Below are 18,383 nucleotides of genomic sequence, written 5' to 3'. Positions count from 1 at the left end.
AGGCGCGCGTTTCGAGCGGAGGCGCGCGCCCGCCGCGGGCCGGTTTCCCATCAAGAGGAGTCACGTGCAATGGGACTGACCGCGAGGATCCGCACCCGGGACGGATGGGCCGTGTCGCACGCGGTCGTCACCGTGACCGACATGACCGGCACCCAGGTGCTGCGCGCCGAGGCGGACGACGAAGGCGCGGTGCGGGATGCGACCCCGCTGGAGCCGGGGCCGTACACCGTCATCGTCACGGCCGTCGGGTACGCGCCCGCGGCCTCCAGCGCGATCGTCACCGCGAGCGGCCGGGCCGAGGTCGGCACGGTCACGCTGGCCCGGATCGGCGGGGCCGAGCTGCCGCCGCCCGGCCCCTGGACCGTCGACCCGGCGCACTCCAGCGTGGCCGCGGTCGCCCAGCACCTCGGGATCTCCAGCGTGCACGGCCGGTTCACGGAGTTCACCGCCGCCATCGAGGTGGCGCCGGACGACGTGACCAAGTCCCGGGTGGAGGCGGTGATCCGGGCCGACTCCATCGACACGGGCAACGCGATGCGGGACGGGCACCTGAAGTCGGCGGACTTCCTGGACGTCGAGAACCACCCGGAGATCACCTACCGCTCCACCGGGTTGACGGTCGCCGGCACCGACCGCTGGACGGTCCGCGGCGAGCTGACCATGCGCGGTGTCGTACGGCCCGTCGATCTCGACCTCGCCTACCTCGGCACCGGCGCCGACCCCTGGGGCGGCACCCGCGCGGCCTTCCGCGCCACCACCCAACTCCACCGCGAGGACTTCGCGATGAACTACAACCAGGTCGTCCAGGCGGGCATCGCGGCGATCGGCACCACCCTCAAGGTGGAACTGGACGTCCAGGCGGTGCAGGGGGAGTCGCTGCCCGCCGTCTAGCGCTTGCGGGAGACCCGGGCCACCAAGTCCGTGCACAGGTCGCGGAGTTTGACGTTCTGGTCCTGGGAGACCCGGCGCAGGCGTTCCAGGGCGACCAGGGCGTCGACGCGTTCGCGGGCCATGAGGATGCCGATGGCCTGGTCGATGACGCTGCGGGAGAGCAGGGCGGTGCGCACGTCGGCCGTGGACTCGCCGTCCCGCTCGATCCGCAGGGCGGTGCCGATCGTGTCCGACGCCCGGGCCGCGAAGGCGCGTGCCGCGTCCCTGCCGGAGCCCAGTGCGCCGGGCTCCGTCCCGTAGAGGTTGAGGGCGGCGCCGCGCTCGCCCTCCAGGACGATCGGCACCGCCAGCACGCACCGCACCCCGGCGGCCCGGGCGTACGCCGTGTAGCGCGGCCAGCGGGTCTCCGTGTCCAGGTCCGGGGAGTACTGCTCGCTCTCGGTCGCCGCGGCCTCCACACAGGGCCCCGAGCCGTTCTCGTACTGGCGCTGGTCGAGGCCGCTGGGCAGTCCGCTGCTGCCGGCGAGGGTCAGCAGTCTGTCCGCGCGCCGTACCGTGATGCTGCACGCGGCCGCTCCGGGCACCGCCTGCACCGCACGGTCGGTCAGATCGCGCAGCAGCGTGTCGAGGCCGTTGCTGCGCACGATGGCCATCTCCAGCGTGTCGGGCGTCTGAGAAGTCATGTCCGTACGGATTACCCGTACACGGGCGTTAACTCCCCGTGCCGTGGGAGTCCACGATGCGCCGGGCCAGGTCACGCAGTTTGATGTTCTCCCGCTGCGAGGCCCGCACCAGCGACTCGAAGGCCTCGGCCGCGTCCATGTCCAGCCGCTCCATGAGGATGCCGGTGGCCTGTCCGATCAGGTCCCGGGTGCGCATCGCCTCGGTCAGCTGCTCGCGCTCGGAGGCGGCGTCCAGGGCCAGGCTGACGTGCGCGGTGAACAGCCGGCCGATCCTTGTGGCCATCTCGTCGAAGACCCGCGGTTTGCGGGCGTACGCGGTGAGCACGGTCAGCCGTCTCTTGTCGGCGCGCAGCCGCAGCGAGAGCGCCGAGCGCAGCCCGAGTGCGGACAGCGCCCTCCCCCCGTCGTCGGCCTCGCTGTCCTCCATCCGTACGACGGGCGCGGTCCACAGATCGGCCCAGTACGGCGGCTGCGCGTCCACGGCGTGGCCGGATTCGGCCGAGCGCACCACGTCGTCCGTCCAGGCGACGGTACGGCGCGTGCTCTCCGCCCTGGGGCCGCGCTCGATCACGGAGATACCGGCGTGCTCGGCGCCGGGCAGGATGTGGACGGCGAGGCGGACCGCGGTGCGCAGGGTGCCCTGCGGGTTGATCGTGCCGTGCAGTTGCTGAGACGCCACCGTCAGGGTCTCGGCCAGATCCAGACCGGCATAGAAACGGGGCAAATCAGGAAACTCGGACGCAGTCAACACGAACCTCTTCGGCATGCACGGCCGAAAAGCCGCGCGCAGGAGAGCTCCGCAGCACATTCCTGACTGCGAGCACAGGACGAACGCCCACTCTAACCTCCCGGGAACGGCTTCCGGGCACGGTCACCTGCGTGATGGAATGAGAGGGACAGGGTCAGGAAGTGGCCGCTTCGGTATCGCACGCACGTCTGCCAGGTGAGTGCCGTGGCCCTCCTTCCTTCCGTCCGTGACCTGTCCGCCCGTACGACCCTTCTCTCCCTGCCGCCCGAGATCGACGTCTGCAACGCGCGGGACCTCTTCCTGCACGTCATGTCGGTCGCCGACGCCCGCGAGGGGCGGCTTCGGCTGCTGGTCCTCGACCTCACCGGCACGTCCTTCATGGACTCCCAGGGCGTCCGGCTCGTGGGCGACATCCAGCACCGGCTCCGGCCCCACGTCCAGGTACGGGTGGTGGCCGGCTCCTCGGGACTGGCGTCCCGGGTGCTGGAGATGACGGGGGTGCGGCGGGATGTGCCCGTGTACGACGATCTGGGGGAGGCGGTGCGGTCGTAGGCTTTGCCCATGGCACCGAACATCGCTACGAACACGGCCGTTTCCCTCGACGAGTTGCTGGACTTCGTACGGCCCCGGCACCGGGCGCTGCTGCTGACGCGGCGGGCCGACGGGTCTCCGCAGGCCTCGCCCTTGACCTGTGGGGTCGATGACTCCGGGCGGCTGGTGATGTCCACGTATCCGGAGCGCGCGAAGACGCGGAACGCCCGGCGGGATGCACGGGTGAGCGTGGTCGTCCTGAGCGACGAGTGGGACGGGCCGTGGGTGCAGGTGGACGGGACGGCGGAGGTGCTGGACTCTCCGGAGTCCGTCGAGCCGCTCGTGGAGTACTTCCGCAACATCGCCGGGGAGCATCCGGACTGGGACGAGTACCGGACGGCGATGGTGAAGCAGGGCAAGTCGATCATCCGGGTGACGCCGGAGCGGTGGGGTCCGGTCGCCACCGGCGGTTTCCCGGCACGGTTGGCTTCGCCGGAGGCCTAGGCACCGCCCGGCGGATCATGTGCCTTCCGAGGGATCCTGTTCCGGATCCGCACTGGCGTCCTGTGGCGTGACCTGCCGGGACGCTACGGCTCCTGGAAAACCGTCCATGAACGGCATCGTCGCTGGTCAGCGGAGGGCACCCGGGACGGGGACGAAGCTCGGCCACCACGGGGGCGCGCCGCTGGGGCACGGAGGAGTGGCGGCGTCCTGCCAGAAGATCGAGACGACGCACCAGACAACCCCGAGGAGCGTCACCGTGAGGGCACAGCCACGGAGAAGGGGACGGTTTCCGAGAAGGGCGCCCACCGCTACCCAGACCAGCAGCAGGACCGTCCAGAGACCCGGGATGAACAGCCAGAGCAGGAAACCGCTGTTGGCCGCGTTGTTCACTCCCACGTCACAGGCAGCCCACGACCTGCCCACAAGCATGGCAGCGGATACCGCGAGAAGCAGCGCCACCGCCACCCCGACGCCCCCATACAGCCGTCGAATCCCCACGGGCCCCCTTCGCCGTCCACTGCGGGTCGTTGTGGCTGGTCGCGCAGTTCCCCGCGCCCCTGGGTGGGCTGCAGCTAGGTGGGTTGAGCCATTGCCTCGATTCCCTTGATCAACAGATCCAGGGCGAACGTGAAGTCCCTGTCTCTCATCTCTTCCACCGTGTCGCCGCCCCTCGCCTCCATGATCTCCCTGTTCTCCTTGACCAGGTCGGCTGCTTGCGGGGATTGGGTGACCGCGGTCATCGCGTGGCGGAAATACGCCTCCTGGGTCATGCCAGCCTTCGTGGCGCGGGCCGCGAAGTGGCCCTCGATCGTGCCGAAGCCGTAGACGAACTGGAAGACCGCCGAGATCGCGCCGGTGAGGCCGTGGGGCGGGAGGCCGGTCTTGCGGGCGACCTGCTGGATGACGCGGGAGAAGGCGAGCGCGCGCGGGCCGATGTTGAGGAAGGTGCCGGCCAGCGGGGAGACCCAGGGGTGGCGGACCAGCAGGGCGCGGTACTCCCGGGCCACCGTGCGCAGTTGGTCCCGCCAGTCCTCGTCGGCCGCCGGATCGGGCAGCTCCAGCTCCCCGAAGGCCGCGTCCAGGGCGAGTTCGAGGAGGTCGTCCTTGGTCTCGACGTACCAGTAGACCGACATCGCGGTGACGTTCAGCTCGGCGGCCAGACGGCGCATCGAGAACTTCGCCAGCCCGTCGAGGTCGAGGAGGCGGACGGTGGCGGAGGTGATCCGTTCACGGTCCAATCCCGACGGCTGTCCGCTACGGCCACTCCGGCGCACCTTGCCATCGAGCCAGACACTGGTCCGACCGTCTCCCGCGTTAGCCATGGCGCACCTTCCTGAACTTTCAAACGCCGGCCAGCATAAGCACCCTAGGGGCGCGGGACTGTATCTGATATGCGGCTCCGCCGCGTGGGCGCGACCAGCCACAATCGGCCCGCAGTCGCCCACGATCCACAAGCCCCCGAGTTCCTAGGCGACTTCTCCCCGCCCCGCCCTACGCAACAACCCCGCAGCCACAACCCCACCCGCCAACACAGCCACCGCCCCCACCAACTGCCCAGCCTCCAACCCCGATTCCAACCCATCAACGGCCGCCCGAGAACTCAGCACCGCCCCCAACACGGCCACCCCCAACCCCGTCCCGAACTCCGCAAGCGTCCCGTTGATCCCCGCCCCCACCCCCGCCTTCTCCGGCGGTATGGAACTCATGATCGCGTGCGCCATCGCGGGGTTGGCGATCGCGCACCCCACCCCGATCAGCACCAGCCCCAGGAACGTCCCCGCATACCCCCCGGAGTCCAGCACGGCGACGGACACCAGACCGGACGCCATGAACACCATCCCCAGCGCGATCGACCCCGGCGTCCCCAGCCGCTCCGCCCACTTCGCCGACACCCCCGAGAAGTTGAGCACCACGACGGTCAGAGCCAGCGGCGCCGTACGGAGACCGGCCTCCAACGGGCCGTATCCCAGAACGAGTTGAAGGTGCTGCGTCAGCAGGAACAGCGCGCCGCCCATGCCGAAGGTGATGAGCACCGCACCCGTCACCGCTCCCGTGAACCGGCGGTCCCTGAAGAAGTGCAGGTCGAGCATGGGGTACGGCACCCTGCTCTCCCAGTACGCGAACGCCCCCAGCACCACCACCGCGACCGACGCCGTCAGCAGGACCCGGCCCGACAGCCACCCGTGCTCCGGACCGGAGATGATCGCGAACACCAGCGAGGCCATACCGACCGTGGAGAGCAGGGCACCGAGGAGGTCGGGGCGGTCGCCGCGCGGGCTCTTCGACTCGGGGACCAGAGCGACGACGGCCACCACGGCGAGCACCACCACGGGCAGGTTGATCAGGAAGATCGCGCCCCACCAGAAGTGGTTCAGCATGAACCCGCCGATCAGCGGACCCGCCGCGAACCCCAGCGCGTTCACCGCCGCCCAGATGCCGATCGCCCTGGGCTGCTCCTCGGGCGGGAAGATCTGCATCGCCACGGCCAGGGTGGTGGTCAGCAGCAGCGCGGCGCCCACTCCCATTCCGGCCCGGGCGGCGATCAACTGCCCTGTGCTGCCCGCGAGTCCGGCGGTCAGCGACCCCACCCCGAACAGGACCAGGCCCGCGATCAGCAGCTTCTTGCGGCCGTACCGGTCGGCCGCGCTGCCCGCGGTGAGCAGCAGGCCCGACTGGACCAGCGAGTACGCGTTGATCATCCACTGGATGTCGGAGGTGGCGGCGCCCAGCTCCTCGGTGAGGGAGGGGATCGCCACGTTCAGGACGGTGTTGTCGAGCAGCACGGTGAGCTGCGCGAGGCAGATGACACCGAGGATCAGCCAGCGTCGGGGATGACCTGAGGAAACGGGCATGCTGTACACCGTATAACCGAAGTTATACGGTGTACAGCACAGGTCCTTCCGGTCAGCTGCTCGCCTTCTGGGTGAGGTCGTAGAAGGTGGCCGAACCGACCGTCACCTTCTTGAAGTTGGCCTCGACCCAGCTGGTGATCTGGGACGACGTACCGCTGCTGCTGCCGCCCATGCCGCCGCCGGAGCCGCTGGAGATGAAGTAGTGGATCTTGCCGTCCGCCACGTACTCCTTGAACTGGGCCAGCGTCGGGGACGGGTCGGTGCCGTTGAAGCCGCCGATCGCCATCACGGACTCGTCGGTGGCCAGCTGGTAGCTCGCCGCGTTCTGGGCGCCGATGGCCGCCGCGACCCAGGTGTACTTGTCGGAGTCCGTCTCCAGCAGCTTCTTGGCCTCGGAGGTGACGGACGCGCCGTTGAGGAGGCCGCCGACACCGCCTCCGCCGCCCATGCCGCCGCCGTCACCGGTGCCGCCGCCCATCTGCGGGCCGCCCTGCTGGTTCTGGGTGGTGCCGTTGCTGTTGCCGTTCTGGCCCGGCATCCCACCGCCGAAGCCGCCGGTGCCGCCGGTTCCGTTGGAGGTGCCGCCGCCCGGCATGCCGTTGCCCTGCTGGTTCTGGCCCTGGGTGTTGCCGTTGCCGTTCTGCTGGCTCTGGCCGCCCGGACCACCGCCGTTGCCGCCGCCGAAGCCGCCGCGGCCACCGCCGCCGCCCGGGCCACCGCCCATGCCCGCGCCCGCCGGACCCGCCGTCGGGATGGAGCCGGTGTGCGCGGAGTCCACCGTGCTCAGCGTGTACGCGGTCGGACCGGCCAGCGCGGCCACGATACCGACGGCCGCCGCGCCGAGCGCGAGCTGCCGGCCGAGCTTGGCCACGAAGATCAGGCCGAGCGCGGCGACCAGGCCGCCGACCAGGACCAGCCACTTCAGCCAGGGCAGGTAGTCGGGGGTGCGGTTGAGCAGGACGTAACCCCAGCCCGCCGCCGCGACGAGGGAGGCCGCGAGGGTCAGCGAGGCCCACATCTCGGACCGCTTCTCCCACAGGATCCCGGCGCCCATGCCGACCACGGCGGCGATATAGGGGGCGAGGGCGATCGTGTAGTACTGGTGGAAGATGCCCGCCATGTAGCTGAAGACGACCAGAGTGATCAGCAGTGAGCCGCCCCAGACGAGGAACGAACCGCGGGTCACCGACGTCCGCTTGAGCTTGCGGGTCGCCACCAGGCCCGCGACCAGCAGGATCAGCGCGGCCGGCAGCAGCCAGGAGATCTGCGCGCCGATCTCGGAGTTGAACATCCGGTTCCAGCCGGTCTCGCCCCAGGCGCTGGCGGTGCCGCCGCCGGGACCGACCGAGCCGGTCTCCTCGCCGTTGATGCGGCCGAGGCCGTTGTAGCCGAAGGTCAGCTCCAGGAAGCTGTTGTTCTGCGAGCCGCCGATGTAGGGGCGGGAGGACGCGGGCCACAGTTCGACGATCGCGACCCACCAGCCGCCGGCCACGATCATCGCGCCCGCCGCCGCGGCCAGTTGACCGAAGCGCTTCCTCAGGCTCACCGGCGCGACGACCGCGTACACGATCGCCAGCGACGGCAGGATCAGGAAGGCCTGGAGGGTCTTGGCGAGGAAGGCGAAGCCGATCGCGACGCCGGCCCACACCAGCCACTTCGTCCGGCCGTCCTCGACGGCGCGGACCACGAAGTAGCAGGCCAGCGAGAGGAGCAGGGCGAGCATCGCGTCCGGGTTGTTGAACCGGAACATCAGCGCCGCGACGGGGGTGAGCGCGAGCACGGCGCCCGCGATCAGACCGGCCGCGGGGCTGAAGCGACGGCGCACGGAGGCGTAGACGACGGCGACCGTGCCGACGCCCATCAGGACCTCGGGGCCCAGGATCGTCCAGGAGTTCAGGCCGAAGATCCGGGCCGCGATCTCCATCGGCCACAGGAACGCCGAGGGCTTGTCGACGGTGATCGCGTTGCCCGCGTCCAGCGAGCCGAAGAACATCGCCTTCCAGCTCTTGGTGCCCGCCTGGACGGCCGCGGAGTAGAAGGAGTTGGCGTAGCCGGAGGCGCTCAGGTTGTAGAAGTAGAGCGCCGCGGTGGCCGCCAGCAGGGCCCAGAACGCGGGGCGCACCCAGCGGGGGTCCTCGGGGCGGCCGCGCCACAGTCTGCGGACGAAGGGCTGCTGGGGCTCACCGGACTCGGGGGCGGCCGGCGGAGCGAGGGGCTCCTGCACGGCCGTATCGCCGTAGCTCTCGGCCGGTGGCCCCCACGCCGTGGGGTGGTCGGTCTGCGTGCTCATCAGGAGTTCCTCGGGTCGGTGTCGGTCGGGCGCACCGGCTGCAGATGCAGGGTGGCGTCCTTCCAGGAGCGCTGCTCCGCGGCTTCACCGGCGCGGAACTGGGTGGTGTCGTACGGGGACTGCGGGGTGTACGGCGTCGTCGTGCCGTACGGCTGGGCCGTGGGGCGCTGCGGGAGCGCGGGGAGCTGCTGGGGGTGCGTGGAGTAGGTGGCGGAGGCCGGGTTGGGCTGGGCCGCCATCGCCGGGTTGTGCTGGGCCACCACCGTCGAGGCGGGCTGGTCCTCGCGGCGGTCCGGGAACACCCAGGCCCGGAAGAGCAGGAAGCGCAGGACGGTCGCGGCGAGGTTGGCGGCGATCAGGACCGCCAGCTCGGTGGAGTGCGCCGGGTCGCTGGTGGCCGCGTTCAGGGCGGCCAGCGAGCCACTGGTCAGCGCGAGCCCGATGCCGAAGACGACCAGGCCCTGCGCCTGGTGCCGGACGGCACCGCCGCGGCCGCGGACCCCGAAGGTCAGACGCCGGTTGGCGGCGGTGTTGGCGACCGCCGAGACCAGCAGCGCGAGCGCGTTGGCGATCTGCGAGCCGCTGAACTGCCTGAAGCCGCTGTAGAGAAGGAGGTAGAAGAGGGTCGACAGACCGCCCACGACACAGAACCCGACGAGCTGGCGGGCCAGCCCCTTCGGTACGTCCTGGACGTCGCGGTCGCGCGGGTCGTCGCCGAACGGGCGGGCGATCCGGTCCAGCGGCAGCGCGCCGGTGGCGAGGGCCTTGCCCACGCGCCACACCCCCTTCAGGTCGTCGGTCGCCGTCTTGACGATGTGGACGGTGGAGTCCGGGTCGTCGACCCAGTCGACGGGCACTTCGTGGATACGGAGTCCCGCGCGCTCGGCGAGGACCAGCATCTCCGTGTCGAAGAACCAGCCGGTGTCCTCGACCAGCGGCAGCAGGACCTGCGCCACGTCGCGCCGGATGGCCTTGAAGCCGCACTGTGCGTCGGAGAAGCGGGCCTGGAGCGAGCCGCGCAGGATCAGGTTGTAGGCGCGGGAGATGAACTCGCGCTTGGGGCCGCGCACCACCCGGGAGCTACGGGCGAGCCGGGAGCCGATCGCCAGGTCGGAGTGGCCCGAGATGAGCGGGGCCACCAGCGGGAGCAGGGCGTTGAGGTCGGTGGACAGGTCCACGTCCATGTACGCGAGGATCGGGGCGTCCGAGGCGGACCAGACGGTCCGCAGCGCCCGGCCGCGGCCCTTCTGCTCCAGCCGGAAGGCCTTGACCTCCGGGATCTCCGCCTCCAGCCGCTGCGACACCAGGGGAGTGGTGTCGGTCGACGCGTTGTCCGCGATGGTGATGCGGAACGCGTACGGGAACGTGCGCTTGAGGTGGTCGTGCAGTCTCAGCACACACGGCTGGAGGTCCTTCTCCTCGTTGTAGACGGGGATCACTACGTCCAGGACAGGCGTACCGGCGTCGCCGGCCGGGAGGTGCTCCCGCGCCGGCAGGGTGCCGGGAGAAGAGTCGGTTCGCATGACAACGACTCTGGTCAAGCGCCCTGTTGCACCCATATGGCGGCGCTGTGCTGTGCCTGTGAGTGCGATTGCCAATTCGTTTCCGGCGCCGGACGGGGCGTCGCGGGGCCAAGAGCGGGCAAATGCAGGGTAAACACGGTCCGCCCCGGCACGCTGTCCACGGTCACGGCACCGCCGTGCGCGGTCGCCACGGCCTGCACGATGGCGAGGCCCAGGCCCGTCGATCCCGAGGCACGGGAGCGCGAGGAGTCGCCGCGCGCGAACCGCTCGAAGACGTGCGGCAGCAGGTCCTGCGGGATGCCGGGGCCGTTGTCCTCGACGTCCACGCACATCCAGGGGCCGCGCCGCTGCACCCGTGCGGTGACGGTCGTCCCCGGTGGGGTGTGCTTGCGGGCGTTGCCGAGCAGGTTGATGAGGACCTGCTGGAGACGGGCCGCGTCACCGGAGACGGCGGCGGGTTCGTCGGGCAGGTCCAGGCGCCAGTTGTGGTCCATGCCGGCCGCGCGGGTGTCGCTGATGGTGTCCACGACCAGCGGGATCAGATCGGTCTGGTCGAACTGGAGGGGCCGTCCGGCGTCCAGGCGCGCGAGCAGCAGCAGGTCCTCGACGAGCAGCGTCATACGGCCCGCCTCGGACTCGATACGGCCGAGGGCGTGCCGGGTGTCGGGGCCGATCTCCTCTCTGCCGCGCCGGGTCAGCTCGGCGTACCCGCGGATGGAGGAGAGCGGGGTCCTCAGCTCGTGACTGGCGTCGGCGACGAACTGCCGTACCCGCATCTCGCTCTGCTGCCGGGCGTGCAGCGCGCCGTGCACATGGTCGAGCATCCGGTTCAGCGCGGACCCGACCTGGCCGACCTCGGTATGCGGATCACACTCCGACTCCGGCACCCGCTCACTGAGGTTCACCTCGCCGGTGTGGAGCGGGAGTTCGGAGACCCGGGTGGCGGTGTTGGCGACCTTGCGGAGGGGGCGGGTGGCGAGGCCGACGAGGACGTATCCGGCGATGACGGCGGCGCCTAGGCCGGCGGCGGTGACGCTTACCTCGACGAGGATCAGGGTGTTGATCGTGCTGTTGACCTCGGAGGTCGGCAGAGCCACGTAGTACGCGTCGCCGGTGCCCTGGTTCGTGACGTACTGCACGCGGTACTCCCCGAGCCCCGGGATGTCCACGGTGTGCGGCTGGGAGTCCTTCGCGACGGCGGCGACGGCCGCCTGCTGCGCCGCGTTGAGGGTGCCCGCGCTCATCTTCTGGAAGACGCCGTTGCTGTCGGCCTGCTGCACCGCGATCGCCGAACTGGCGATCTTGCCGTCCTTCACGTACGCGGCGATCGTCTTGGGCTGCGTCGGGGGCTGCTGGACGAACTTCGCGGCCTTCTGGCTCGCCGTGGTCGTGGCATCCGCCTCGGCGGGGTTGCTCGTGGACTGGGAGGTGCTCGGGTCCTGTCCCCCGACCGGCGGCTCCTTGCCGTCCATCCGGCCGCCGACGGCGCGCATCGCGACGTCCTTCACCTTGCCGTCGAGCTGCTGGTACAGGTGGGACTTCAGGGCGAGGGTCGTCACCGTGCCGATCACCGCGCAGACCACCGCGATCAACACCACGGAAGCGACGACGAGCCGCGTCCGCAGCGTGCGCGGCTTGCCCGCCCGCCCTGCCCGCTTCAGCGCCCGCGGCCGTCGTCGCCCGCTCATGAGGCGGCGGGCTTGATCAGGTAACCGGCACCCCTGCGTGTGTGGATCATCGGCTCACGTCCCGCGTCGATCTTGCGGCGCAGATACGAGATGTACAGCTCGACGACGTTGGCCTGGCCGCCGAAGTCGTACGACCACACCCGGTCGAGTATCTGCGCCTTGCTCAGCACTCGACGGGGATTACGCATGAGGAAGCGCAGCAGTTCGAACTCGGTCGCGGTGAGGTGGATGCCCTCGCCGGCCCGCGAGACCTCGTGGCTGTCCTCGTCGAGGGTCAGGTCGCCCACGACCAGCACGGAGTCGGAGCGCCGGTCGGCCGCGCCGGACCGCCGGATCAGCCCACGCAGTCGCGCGACGACCTCTTCGAGGCTGAACGGCTTGGTGACGTAGTCGTCCCCACCGGCGGTGAGCCCGGCGATACGGTCCTCGACGGCGTCCTTGGCCGTCAGGAACAGCACGGGCACGTCCGGCAGCTCACGCCGCAGCCGCCCCAGGACGGTCAGCCCGTCCATGTCGGGCAGCATCATGTCCAGTACGACGGCGTCGGGCCGGAACTCACGCGCGGTCTGGACGGCGCCCTGGCCGTCTCCCGCGCTACGGATCTGCCATCCCTCATAGCGCAGGGCCATGGACAGCAGTTCGGTGATCGACAGCTCGTCGTCCACCACAAGCACTCGGACGGGGCTCCCGTCCGGCCTCAGCAGTTCGGTGCGCCCCTGGGGCGAGGTCGTGGTCATGGTGAACACCATGTCGGGGTCCCCTGAGAACACCCTTTCGGCAATCTGTGATTTTCCTGAGAAACACACAGGTGACTCTCAGGCGAGTCCTGGGCAATTCCTTGTTCGGCGGGGCGGACGGGGCGCTGAGCTGGGAAAACGTGCGGTCCGGCACGGTGGTCGGTCATTCCGTCCGGGAGGACTGTACGGCGGGGACGCTGCACAGGGTGTTCGCCGACGGGGACGGGTGGGGCTCGGTAGGTTCGGCAGGGGTCCAGGACAGGTTCGGGAAGGGCCCGGCTCTTGGCATGACGACCGACCTCGCGACCGGCCCTGGGCCCGTCCCTACGACCGCCCTCGCTCCCGGACAGGTCTGTCGGAGGCGTCGCGCAGGGCTCGGACACCCAGGTCATAGGCCATGGCGCCCAGCCACAGGACCACGGACGGCCACACGGAGCCAGGAGGAACGGCCCCGCCGACGAGGGCGACGACGGCCGTTCCCGTACCGGCGAGAGCGGTGAACGACGGCCCACCACCCACGCTCACCACGACACCCCGGGCGACGTGCCCCGAGCAGCACCGGTCAACCCGCCGACCGGTCATGCCCCGCCTGTCTCTCCCCTTGCCCGTCACGCCGCTCCGGTCCCTCCCCCGGCCGTTCATGCCGCACGGGCCGCGGCCCCGGCCGCACGGGCCGTGTGCTGCGCACCGAGGCGCTTCACCTTGCGTCGGACCCGTTCGCCCAGCGTCTCAGGGAGCCGCTCGGCGAGCGCCGCCTCGCGCCAGCTGAGGTCCGGTGTGCCCGCCCATCTGACCGCCACGCCCGCCTCGTCGGGCGTGAGCCCGCGCAGCACCGCGGCGACCCGGCTCTCGTGCTCGGTGGACAACACCTCGGTCTCCGGCGTCCGCCACTCGACGAGCAGGTCCCGCACGGTCAGGTCGTCGCCGACCGGCCGACTGAGCAACACGGTCCGTCTGCCCAGCACTTTGCGTTCCCAGAGCGGTTGCAGATGACGGTGTTCGATCTGCGTGTGCCGTTTCAGGAGGTCCACCACAGCCGCGTCACGAAACACCCCCCTGCCGAGATGCTCCACCCACTCACCCAGCAGGGCCATCTCCACCGCCTCACGCCATCTCTCCGGCCGGTTGACGCCGAGCCAGACCCGACTGAACTCGTCGACCGCCTCCCGGTCACCCTCGATCGCGGCGTTCCGCGCGGTCAGGGCGGCCAGCAGGGCTTCGCGGGTGAGCGGGGCGAGAGAGATCCGGCGCGACCCGCAGGCACGGGCGAGCATGAGCAGCGCCTCGGAAATGAGGTTCACCGACGAGTGCGCGACGTCCGCCGCGTCGTCGCGAGGGCTTCCCTTCCACCGCGGGCACCGCGCGTCCGCCTCTACAGGGCAGTCGGGGCACATCGAGCGGAGGTAGACGTTCTCCTCCTCGAGCCGCTCCCGGGTGTCCTGGATCCGCTCGATCATCCGCAGCACGAGGGCCTCCGGCCCCATCGACGGATCGACCGGAGGAAGCGGAGCGGGCGGACGGATCCGTCCGTTGCCACGCGGATCGGCCAGCTCCTCCTCCAGGTGCCTCGCTGTCGAGGCGGCCAACTCACGCAGATCTCCCGCGTCGTCCACTCCCACGTAAATGGTGATCACTGTGCGTCTCCTCGCCGGGGTCGGGCTTCACGGGCAAAGGCCCGTATCTCCTGGCCCGGGAACCCGCCCTACCGACAAAAAAGTTGTCGCCCCGTCAGAACCCCTCAGAACAACCCGTCCTGGACGGTCGGTCTCCTCCTGTGTTCCCGGATGGGCACGGAGATCGCGGTCGCGTCGGTCGGCAGCAGGTCCCAGCCCGTCATCACCCGGGTGTCCAGTACGACGACCCCCTTGTCCGGCGTCTCCAGGTGCAGGTCGGGTCCGGCGGCCGCGACGAGAGTGCCGCCCAGCGTCCCGCCCGCGACGAGTTCGCCCACCTCACCGGCGGCCGGCGCCAGCCCCGTGAGGCCGAAGGTCTCGACATGGTCCACCGGACCGTACGGCGCACGCTCCAGCGACTCCGGCCAGCCGCTCAACGCCACGGCCCGCCCGTGCAGTTCGGCGATCTCCGCGAACCGCTCCGCCGCCGACGCCGGCAGGGACGACCGTACGGCCCGTTTCTCCCCGTAGGGAATGCGGTCCGGCACCGAGAGCGCGGCCCGCAGCAGCTCCTCCGTACGGCGCGCGGCCATGAGCGGACCCGTGCCGAGCCAGCTGAAGCAGACGGCGCCCTGCTCCAGCAGCCGCCGGGACCCACGCTGCTCAGCGGTGATGCCGACCTTCACCATGCCGGGGCCGAACCACGCCAGATATACCCGGTACGGCCGCGGATCGTCGACGAACGTGTCCGCGGCGACCGAGTGCGAGCGGTCCAACCGACCGCACTCCTCGCACCGCGTGCCCGTACTCCGCGCCGACACCGCCGTACGTGCCGGACACGGGTGTCCCCGCGCTCCCACGCATGTCCGCACACCCCCTTCCGCGACCGCGAAGGCCACCCTCTTCCCCCAGGTCAGCGCCGAGCGCCGCCCGCCGTCCCACCGCAGCACGGGACCGTCCGCCGACCAGCCCAGCCCCGAGCATCTCCACGCCTGTGCCATCGCTCACGAGAGTAGACGGGGGCACTGACAGTGGGGGTGAGCTGGGAAAATGGGAGGGGAGCGAGGCTCGGGTGGACCGGGGAGGTTGAGGTAGCGGCGGTGCAGAGGGGGGCGGCGCCGAGAGGTGGCGACGGTGCTGAGGTGAGGCGGTACCGAAAGGTGGCAGCGGCGCCTGTCAGCTCAGCCCACCGGGTCCGCTCCCGGGCGCCGGAGTCCGCTTCGGGGCACCAGGGTCCGCTCCGGGGCACCAGGCGCCGTACCCCAGACGCACCGCACACCGCACGCGCCACCCGGCCGACGCCCCCGCCCACCCCCTCGTTCCTCAGCTCCCAGATTCCACCGTGACCGTCTCCGGACGCCCCGGCACAACCACCGACGCAGCGGCCCCCTTCTCCCCCCGCCCCGCCAACCGGCACCCCACACACCCCGGATGCCCCGCCCGCGCCCCCGAGTCCCGCACCCGCATCCCCCACTCCGCACGCGGCCGGCGCCCCGGCGGCTTGCCCCAGCCCGACAGATGCAGGGCCCAGGTGACGAGAACGCTCACCACGACGATCGCGAGGCCGCCGGCGATCAACGGGCCGGACACCAGGCACACCCCCAACCCCAGAACCGCACTCCCCAGCGTCGCGATGCCGAATCCGGTCCACCCCGCGACCGTGTGCCCCTCGTCATACTGGTGTGCACTCACAGGTCCTCCTCCACCAGTTCTCTCACGCCCTAAGAAGTTTAGAACAAAAACCTCTCACGCTCTAAGGGAATCAGGAATCCGATGCACGCCGAGCCCCGCCCCTCCGCCACCGAGGCCCAGGCCCTGGAGGCGATGGACTTCTTCATCGCCACCGCCCACCTCGGCCAACAGGAGATGGCCCAGCGGCTGGGAGTGAACGTCACCGACCTCCTCTCCTTCGCCTGCGTCCTGAAGGCCGGCGAGAACCTCCTCACCGCGGGCGACCTCGCCGAGCACGCCCATGTCACGACCGGCGCGGTCACCGGCATCCTCAACCGCCTCGAACGCGCCGGCTACGTCACCCGGGTCCCCGACCCCACCGACCGCCGCCGGGTCCGCGTGGCCGCCCGGCCGGACGCGGTCACGCGTGTCGTCGCCCTGTACCAGCCGTACTACGACCGTCTGAACGAGGTCTTCGCCTCCTACTCCGCGGACGAGATCGCCGTACTCCACGACTGGTTCAGCCGTACGACGACCCTCGCGCTCGACTACATCGAGGAACTCCGGACGCAGGACAAGAGCAGGCCGAAGGGCACGGTGAAGGGCACGGCGAAGGGCACGCCGAAAGGCACGGCGCGGGGCTCGGAAAAGGGCACGTCGGACTAGCTCTCCCCCCTCCCGTGGTGGAGCCAGCCCCACCCCCGTTTCGGGAGGGCACTCCATCGTTCCCGCGGCCCGCCGACGGCATCGTTGATCTCAGCCGAACCGGCCACCACGGCCGACCCGGAGATCCGAGCCCCGCCCCCGGAGGGAACGCCATGAAGCCGCAGCTCTCGTCGAATGCGAAGCTCTCGTCGACGCAGCAGCCGCAGCCGCGCGAGACCCGACCGGCGTCCGACCCGCACTCGCTGCCCGCACCGCACCCGGCGTCCGAGCCGCACCCGGCCTCCAAGACGACCCCGGTCTCCGCGACGCCCTCGGTCTCCGAGACTCACCCGGCGGCAAGCAACTCCCGCCCCGGCGCCCTCGCCTCCTTCATACGCTTCGTCGTCTGCGGCGGCGGCATCGGCGTCCTCTCCAGCCTGGCCGTCCCACTGGTGGCCACGACGATGCCGTGGGCGCTCGCGAACGCGCTGATCACCGTGGCCTCGACACTGCTCTGCACCGAGCTGCACGCCCTGTTCACCTTCGGCACCGGCCGCCGCCCCGGCTGGCGGGAGCACTTCCAGTCCTCCGGCTCGGCGGTCGCGGCCTACCTCGTCACCACCGCCGCGATGTTCCTCCTGCACGCGGTCCAGGCCACCCCGAGCATGCTCACCGAACAGGTGGTCTACCTCAGCGCGTCCGGCCTGGCCGGCATCGGCCGCTTCCTGGTCCTGCGGCTCTTCGTCTTCGCGGGCAACCGGGGGCCCCGCCGCCCCGAGCTCTCCCTCCCCCTGCCCCGCCCGGCGCTCACCCGGGCCGCCGTCGGCGCCGCGTGCTGACGTACGGTCGCAGCGAGCGGCCGCAACGGAATCGCAGCCGACGGCCGCAACGGGCTGCCGTACCCGGCCCGCCGCCCCCGGAAGGAGCTGCCGTGCGCGGACACTGGGACCCCCTCCCCACGGCCCGCCGCCTGCTCCCCCGCCCCGACGTCTTCACCGGCACGTGGTCCGAACGCAACTGGCGCAACGTCCCCGGCCCCTTCTACGGCGCCACCACCGACTCGATGATGCTGGGCCGCACCGACGCCCCACGCCACATCTGCTACGACGACGATCTGGGCGGCGGATTCGGCGCGGAGTTCGTCCACCGCCAGCCGGTGACGGAGGCGGAGACCGCCGACCTGGTCTCGGCCGCGTCCATGGAGCCGTACGGCGGCTACGGCTGGGACGGCGACGAGCACTGGACCCCCGAAACCGTACGGGAGTGGTGGCGCGACCGGGGACGGGTGCGCGAGTGGGCCCTGGCCACGGCCGCCGACTGGAGCGCGGACACCCACCCCGACTGGGGCGACAACGCGGCCGACCGCTACCGGGACCACTACCTGGACGCGGCCCGCGGCCACCGGGACTTCGCCGCCTACATCGACGACGGCGGCCTGGAGGGATACCTGCGCGGATACGTCTTCTGGCTCGACCACCGCCGCGCGCCTCGCCGTTGGGAACGCCTGCCGAAGCTGTAGGGCCGGGGGGGGAGAACTCCCCTTGGGGGTGGGGCCAGTTGCACCCCGGATCGGGTGGGCGGCTCCATGTCGCCGGAACGTCGACGGCGGGATCGTAGAAGCAACGGAACACCGGGCCCGACGGCGGAGCCCACCGCCCCTCTCCGGAAGGAAGCCGCCATGACCACGCTGCTGACCCCCTCGACGAGCACCACCGTGGCCGTCGCCTCCCGCGAGACGGAACTCGCCCCGCTCCTCACCGCCTGGGACCTGGCCCACCCCTTCGCCGGCGACCCCGACTGGCGCCACCTGCTGGACGAGCTCGCACACCCGGGCACCACCCGCGCCTTCCACCGCCTGGCGGAGGGCGCGGCATGACCCGTACGACAACGTCCGAACAAGGCCCCGGAGTTAGGCGAATTCAAGGGTTCGTGGCAACACCGCTGATCATGCGGCTGTTGCGAGGAGCTTAGCGAGGCGCTCGGCTGGGGTTTCCCAGTCGAGCGTTT

At 70.9% G+C, this 18,383-nt stretch carries 19 protein-coding genes and 1 pseudogene; 8 read left to right on the top strand and 12 right to left on the bottom strand.

All coding sequences use genetic code 11. The features are described from left to right. The first annotated feature begins 69 nt into the window (after positions 1 to 69). Complete coding sequence (locus ABZ896_RS37640; RefSeq protein WP_360939244.1) at positions 70 to 891, top strand: YceI family protein; 822 nt, start codon at positions 70 to 72, stop codon at positions 889 to 891. On the opposite strand, the gene ABZ896_RS37635 is transcribed toward ABZ896_RS37640, so the two are convergent. Together ABZ896_RS37635 and ABZ896_RS37630 are read right to left on the bottom strand one after the other, a co-directional pair. Continuing rightward, complete coding sequence (locus tag ABZ896_RS37635) at positions 888 to 1,574, bottom strand: GAF and ANTAR domain-containing protein (protein WP_360939243.1); 687 nt, start codon at positions 1,572 to 1,574, stop codon at positions 888 to 890. The genes ABZ896_RS37640 and ABZ896_RS37635 overlap by 4 nt on opposite strands. Before the next feature lie 28 nt (positions 1,575 to 1,602). Continuing rightward, the gene (locus ABZ896_RS37630) at positions 1,603 to 2,340 is read right to left on the bottom strand and encodes a GAF and ANTAR domain-containing protein (RefSeq protein ID WP_360939241.1); all 738 of its coding nucleotides are present in this window, start codon (positions 2,338 to 2,340) and stop codon (positions 1,603 to 1,605) included. 186 nt (positions 2,341 to 2,526) lie between these two features. On the opposite strand from ABZ896_RS37630, the gene ABZ896_RS37625 reads away from it, so the two are divergent. The 3 genes and pseudogenes from ABZ896_RS37625 to ABZ896_RS37615 form a co-directional block, all read left to right on the top strand. Next, the gene (locus tag ABZ896_RS37625; protein ID WP_360939239.1) at positions 2,527 to 2,874 is read left to right on the top strand and encodes an STAS domain-containing protein; all 348 of its coding nucleotides are present in this window, start codon (positions 2,527 to 2,529) and stop codon (positions 2,872 to 2,874) included. A 9-nt stretch (positions 2,875 to 2,883) separates the two neighbouring features. After that, positions 2,884 to 3,357: a PPOX class F420-dependent oxidoreductase gene (locus tag ABZ896_RS37620; protein ID WP_360939237.1), complete on the top strand. Its 474-nt coding sequence runs from the start codon at positions 2,884 to 2,886 to the stop codon at positions 3,355 to 3,357. Between the two features lie 30 nt (positions 3,358 to 3,387). After that, a pseudogene (locus tag ABZ896_RS37615) lies at positions 3,388 to 3,498 on the top strand (transposase); the annotation flags it as partial. Between the two features lie 431 nt (positions 3,499 to 3,929). Here the strand turns inward: ABZ896_RS37615 and ABZ896_RS37610 are convergent. The 10 genes from ABZ896_RS37610 to ABZ896_RS37565 form a co-directional block, all read right to left on the bottom strand. Beyond that, positions 3,930 to 4,679, bottom strand: a complete 750-nt coding sequence (locus tag ABZ896_RS37610) for a TetR/AcrR family transcriptional regulator (RefSeq protein ID WP_360939235.1) — start codon at positions 4,677 to 4,679, stop codon at positions 3,930 to 3,932. 144 nt (positions 4,680 to 4,823) lie between these two features. Further along, a complete protein-coding gene (locus ABZ896_RS37605; protein ID WP_360939233.1) occupies positions 4,824 to 6,209 on the bottom strand; it encodes an MFS transporter in 1,386 nt (461 codons plus the stop codon). 52 nt (positions 6,210 to 6,261) lie between these two features. Continuing rightward, positions 6,262 to 8,499 carry a glycosyltransferase family 39 protein gene (locus ABZ896_RS37600; RefSeq protein ID WP_360939231.1) on the bottom strand — a complete coding sequence of 746 codons (2,238 nt, stop codon included), beginning with the start codon at positions 8,497 to 8,499 and terminating at the stop codon, positions 6,262 to 6,264. Further along, positions 8,499 to 10,022: a bifunctional glycosyltransferase family 2/GtrA family protein gene (locus ABZ896_RS37595; protein WP_360939229.1), complete on the bottom strand. Its 1,524-nt coding sequence runs from the start codon at positions 10,020 to 10,022 to the stop codon at positions 8,499 to 8,501. Before ABZ896_RS37595 ends, ABZ896_RS37600 begins: the two co-directional genes overlap by 1 nt. Positions 10,023 to 10,036: 14 nt before the next feature. After that, entirely contained in the window at positions 10,037 to 11,710 is a 1,674-nt protein-coding gene (locus ABZ896_RS37590; protein ID WP_360939227.1) for a HAMP domain-containing sensor histidine kinase, read from the bottom strand. Continuing rightward, on the bottom strand, positions 11,707 to 12,447 hold the full coding sequence (locus ABZ896_RS37585) for a response regulator transcription factor (protein ID WP_360939225.1): 741 nt from the start codon (positions 12,445 to 12,447) through the stop codon (positions 11,707 to 11,709). Before ABZ896_RS37585 ends, ABZ896_RS37590 begins: the two co-directional genes overlap by 4 nt. Before the next feature lie 324 nt (positions 12,448 to 12,771). Then, a complete protein-coding gene (locus ABZ896_RS37580; protein WP_360939223.1) occupies positions 12,772 to 13,029 on the bottom strand; it encodes a hypothetical protein in 258 nt (85 codons plus the stop codon). Positions 13,030 to 13,085: 56 nt separating this feature from the next. Then, positions 13,086 to 14,081, bottom strand: coding sequence for a hypothetical protein (locus ABZ896_RS37575; protein ID WP_360939221.1), 996 nt, complete (start codon positions 14,079 to 14,081; stop codon positions 13,086 to 13,088). Positions 14,082 to 14,185: 104 nt separating this feature from the next. Continuing rightward, the gene (locus tag ABZ896_RS37570; RefSeq protein WP_360939219.1) at positions 14,186 to 15,061 is read right to left on the bottom strand and encodes a DUF2797 domain-containing protein; all 876 of its coding nucleotides are present in this window, start codon (positions 15,059 to 15,061) and stop codon (positions 14,186 to 14,188) included. A 322-nt stretch (positions 15,062 to 15,383) separates the two neighbouring features. Next, on the bottom strand, positions 15,384 to 15,752 hold the full coding sequence (locus tag ABZ896_RS37565; RefSeq protein WP_360939217.1) for an HGxxPAAW family protein: 369 nt from the start codon (positions 15,750 to 15,752) through the stop codon (positions 15,384 to 15,386). A gap of 81 nt (positions 15,753 to 15,833) precedes the next feature. On the opposite strand from ABZ896_RS37565, the gene ABZ896_RS37560 reads away from it, so the two are divergent. The 4 genes from ABZ896_RS37560 (at position 15,834) to ABZ896_RS37545 (ending at position 18,252) form a co-directional block, all read left to right on the top strand. Further along, the gene (locus ABZ896_RS37560; RefSeq protein ID WP_360939215.1) at positions 15,834 to 16,397 is read left to right on the top strand and encodes a MarR family transcriptional regulator; all 564 of its coding nucleotides are present in this window, start codon (positions 15,834 to 15,836) and stop codon (positions 16,395 to 16,397) included. A 371-nt stretch (positions 16,398 to 16,768) separates the two neighbouring features. Further along, positions 16,769 to 17,215 (top strand): GtrA family protein, encoded by a 447-nt coding sequence (locus ABZ896_RS37555; protein WP_360939273.1) that lies wholly within the window; start codon positions 16,769 to 16,771, stop codon positions 17,213 to 17,215. A gap of 92 nt (positions 17,216 to 17,307) precedes the next feature. Continuing rightward, positions 17,308 to 17,895, top strand: a complete 588-nt coding sequence (locus tag ABZ896_RS37550; protein WP_360939213.1) for a ferredoxin — start codon at positions 17,308 to 17,310, stop codon at positions 17,893 to 17,895. Between the two features lie 159 nt (positions 17,896 to 18,054). Then, positions 18,055 to 18,252: a hypothetical protein gene (locus ABZ896_RS37545; RefSeq protein ID WP_360939211.1), complete on the top strand. Its 198-nt coding sequence runs from the start codon at positions 18,055 to 18,057 to the stop codon at positions 18,250 to 18,252. Positions 18,253 to 18,383 lie beyond the last annotated feature (131 nt).

Origin of the sequence: Streptomyces sp. NPDC047072, assembly GCF_040643855.1 — a bacterium.
GTDB lineage: Bacteria > Actinomycetota > Actinomycetes > Streptomycetales > Streptomycetaceae > Streptomyces.
This window is presented reverse-complemented; position numbering and strand designations above follow the sequence as displayed.

Excerpts from the sequence above, each read along its gene's own strand:
- ABZ896_RS37640 (WP_360939244.1), top strand. The coding sequence starts at position 70 with ATGGGACTGACCGCGAGGATCCGCACCCGGGACGGATGGGCCGTGTCG.
- ABZ896_RS37635 (WP_360939243.1), bottom strand. The coding sequence starts at position 1,574 with ATGACTTCTCAGACGCCCGACACGCTGGAGATGGCCATCGTGCGCAGC.
- ABZ896_RS37630 (WP_360939241.1), bottom strand. The coding sequence starts at position 2,340 with ATGCCGAAGAGGTTCGTGTTGACTGCGTCCGAGTTTCCTGATTTGCCC.
- ABZ896_RS37620 (WP_360939237.1), top strand. The coding sequence starts at position 2,884 with ATGGCACCGAACATCGCTACGAACACGGCCGTTTCCCTCGACGAGTTG.
- ABZ896_RS37610 (WP_360939235.1), bottom strand. The coding sequence starts at position 4,679 with ATGGCTAACGCGGGAGACGGTCGGACCAGTGTCTGGCTCGATGGCAAG.
- ABZ896_RS37605 (WP_360939233.1), bottom strand. The coding sequence starts at position 6,209 with ATGCCCGTTTCCTCAGGTCATCCCCGACGCTGGCTGATCCTCGGTGTC.
- ABZ896_RS37600 (WP_360939231.1), bottom strand. The coding sequence starts at position 8,499 with ATGAGCACGCAGACCGACCACCCCACGGCGTGGGGGCCACCGGCCGAG.
- ABZ896_RS37595 (WP_360939229.1), bottom strand. The coding sequence starts at position 10,022 with ATGCGAACCGACTCTTCTCCCGGCACCCTGCCGGCGCGGGAGCACCTC.
- ABZ896_RS37590 (WP_360939227.1), bottom strand. The coding sequence starts at position 11,710 with ATGAGCGGGCGACGACGGCCGCGGGCGCTGAAGCGGGCAGGGCGGGCG.
- ABZ896_RS37585 (WP_360939225.1), bottom strand. The coding sequence starts at position 12,447 with ATGACCACGACCTCGCCCCAGGGGCGCACCGAACTGCTGAGGCCGGAC.
- ABZ896_RS37580 (WP_360939223.1), bottom strand. The coding sequence starts at position 13,029 with ATGACCGGTCGGCGGGTTGACCGGTGCTGCTCGGGGCACGTCGCCCGG.
- ABZ896_RS37570 (WP_360939219.1), bottom strand. The coding sequence starts at position 15,061 with ATGGCACAGGCGTGGAGATGCTCGGGGCTGGGCTGGTCGGCGGACGGT.
- ABZ896_RS37560 (WP_360939215.1), top strand. The coding sequence starts at position 15,834 with ATGCACGCCGAGCCCCGCCCCTCCGCCACCGAGGCCCAGGCCCTGGAG.
- ABZ896_RS37545 (WP_360939211.1), top strand. The coding sequence starts at position 18,055 with ATGACCACGCTGCTGACCCCCTCGACGAGCACCACCGTGGCCGTCGCC.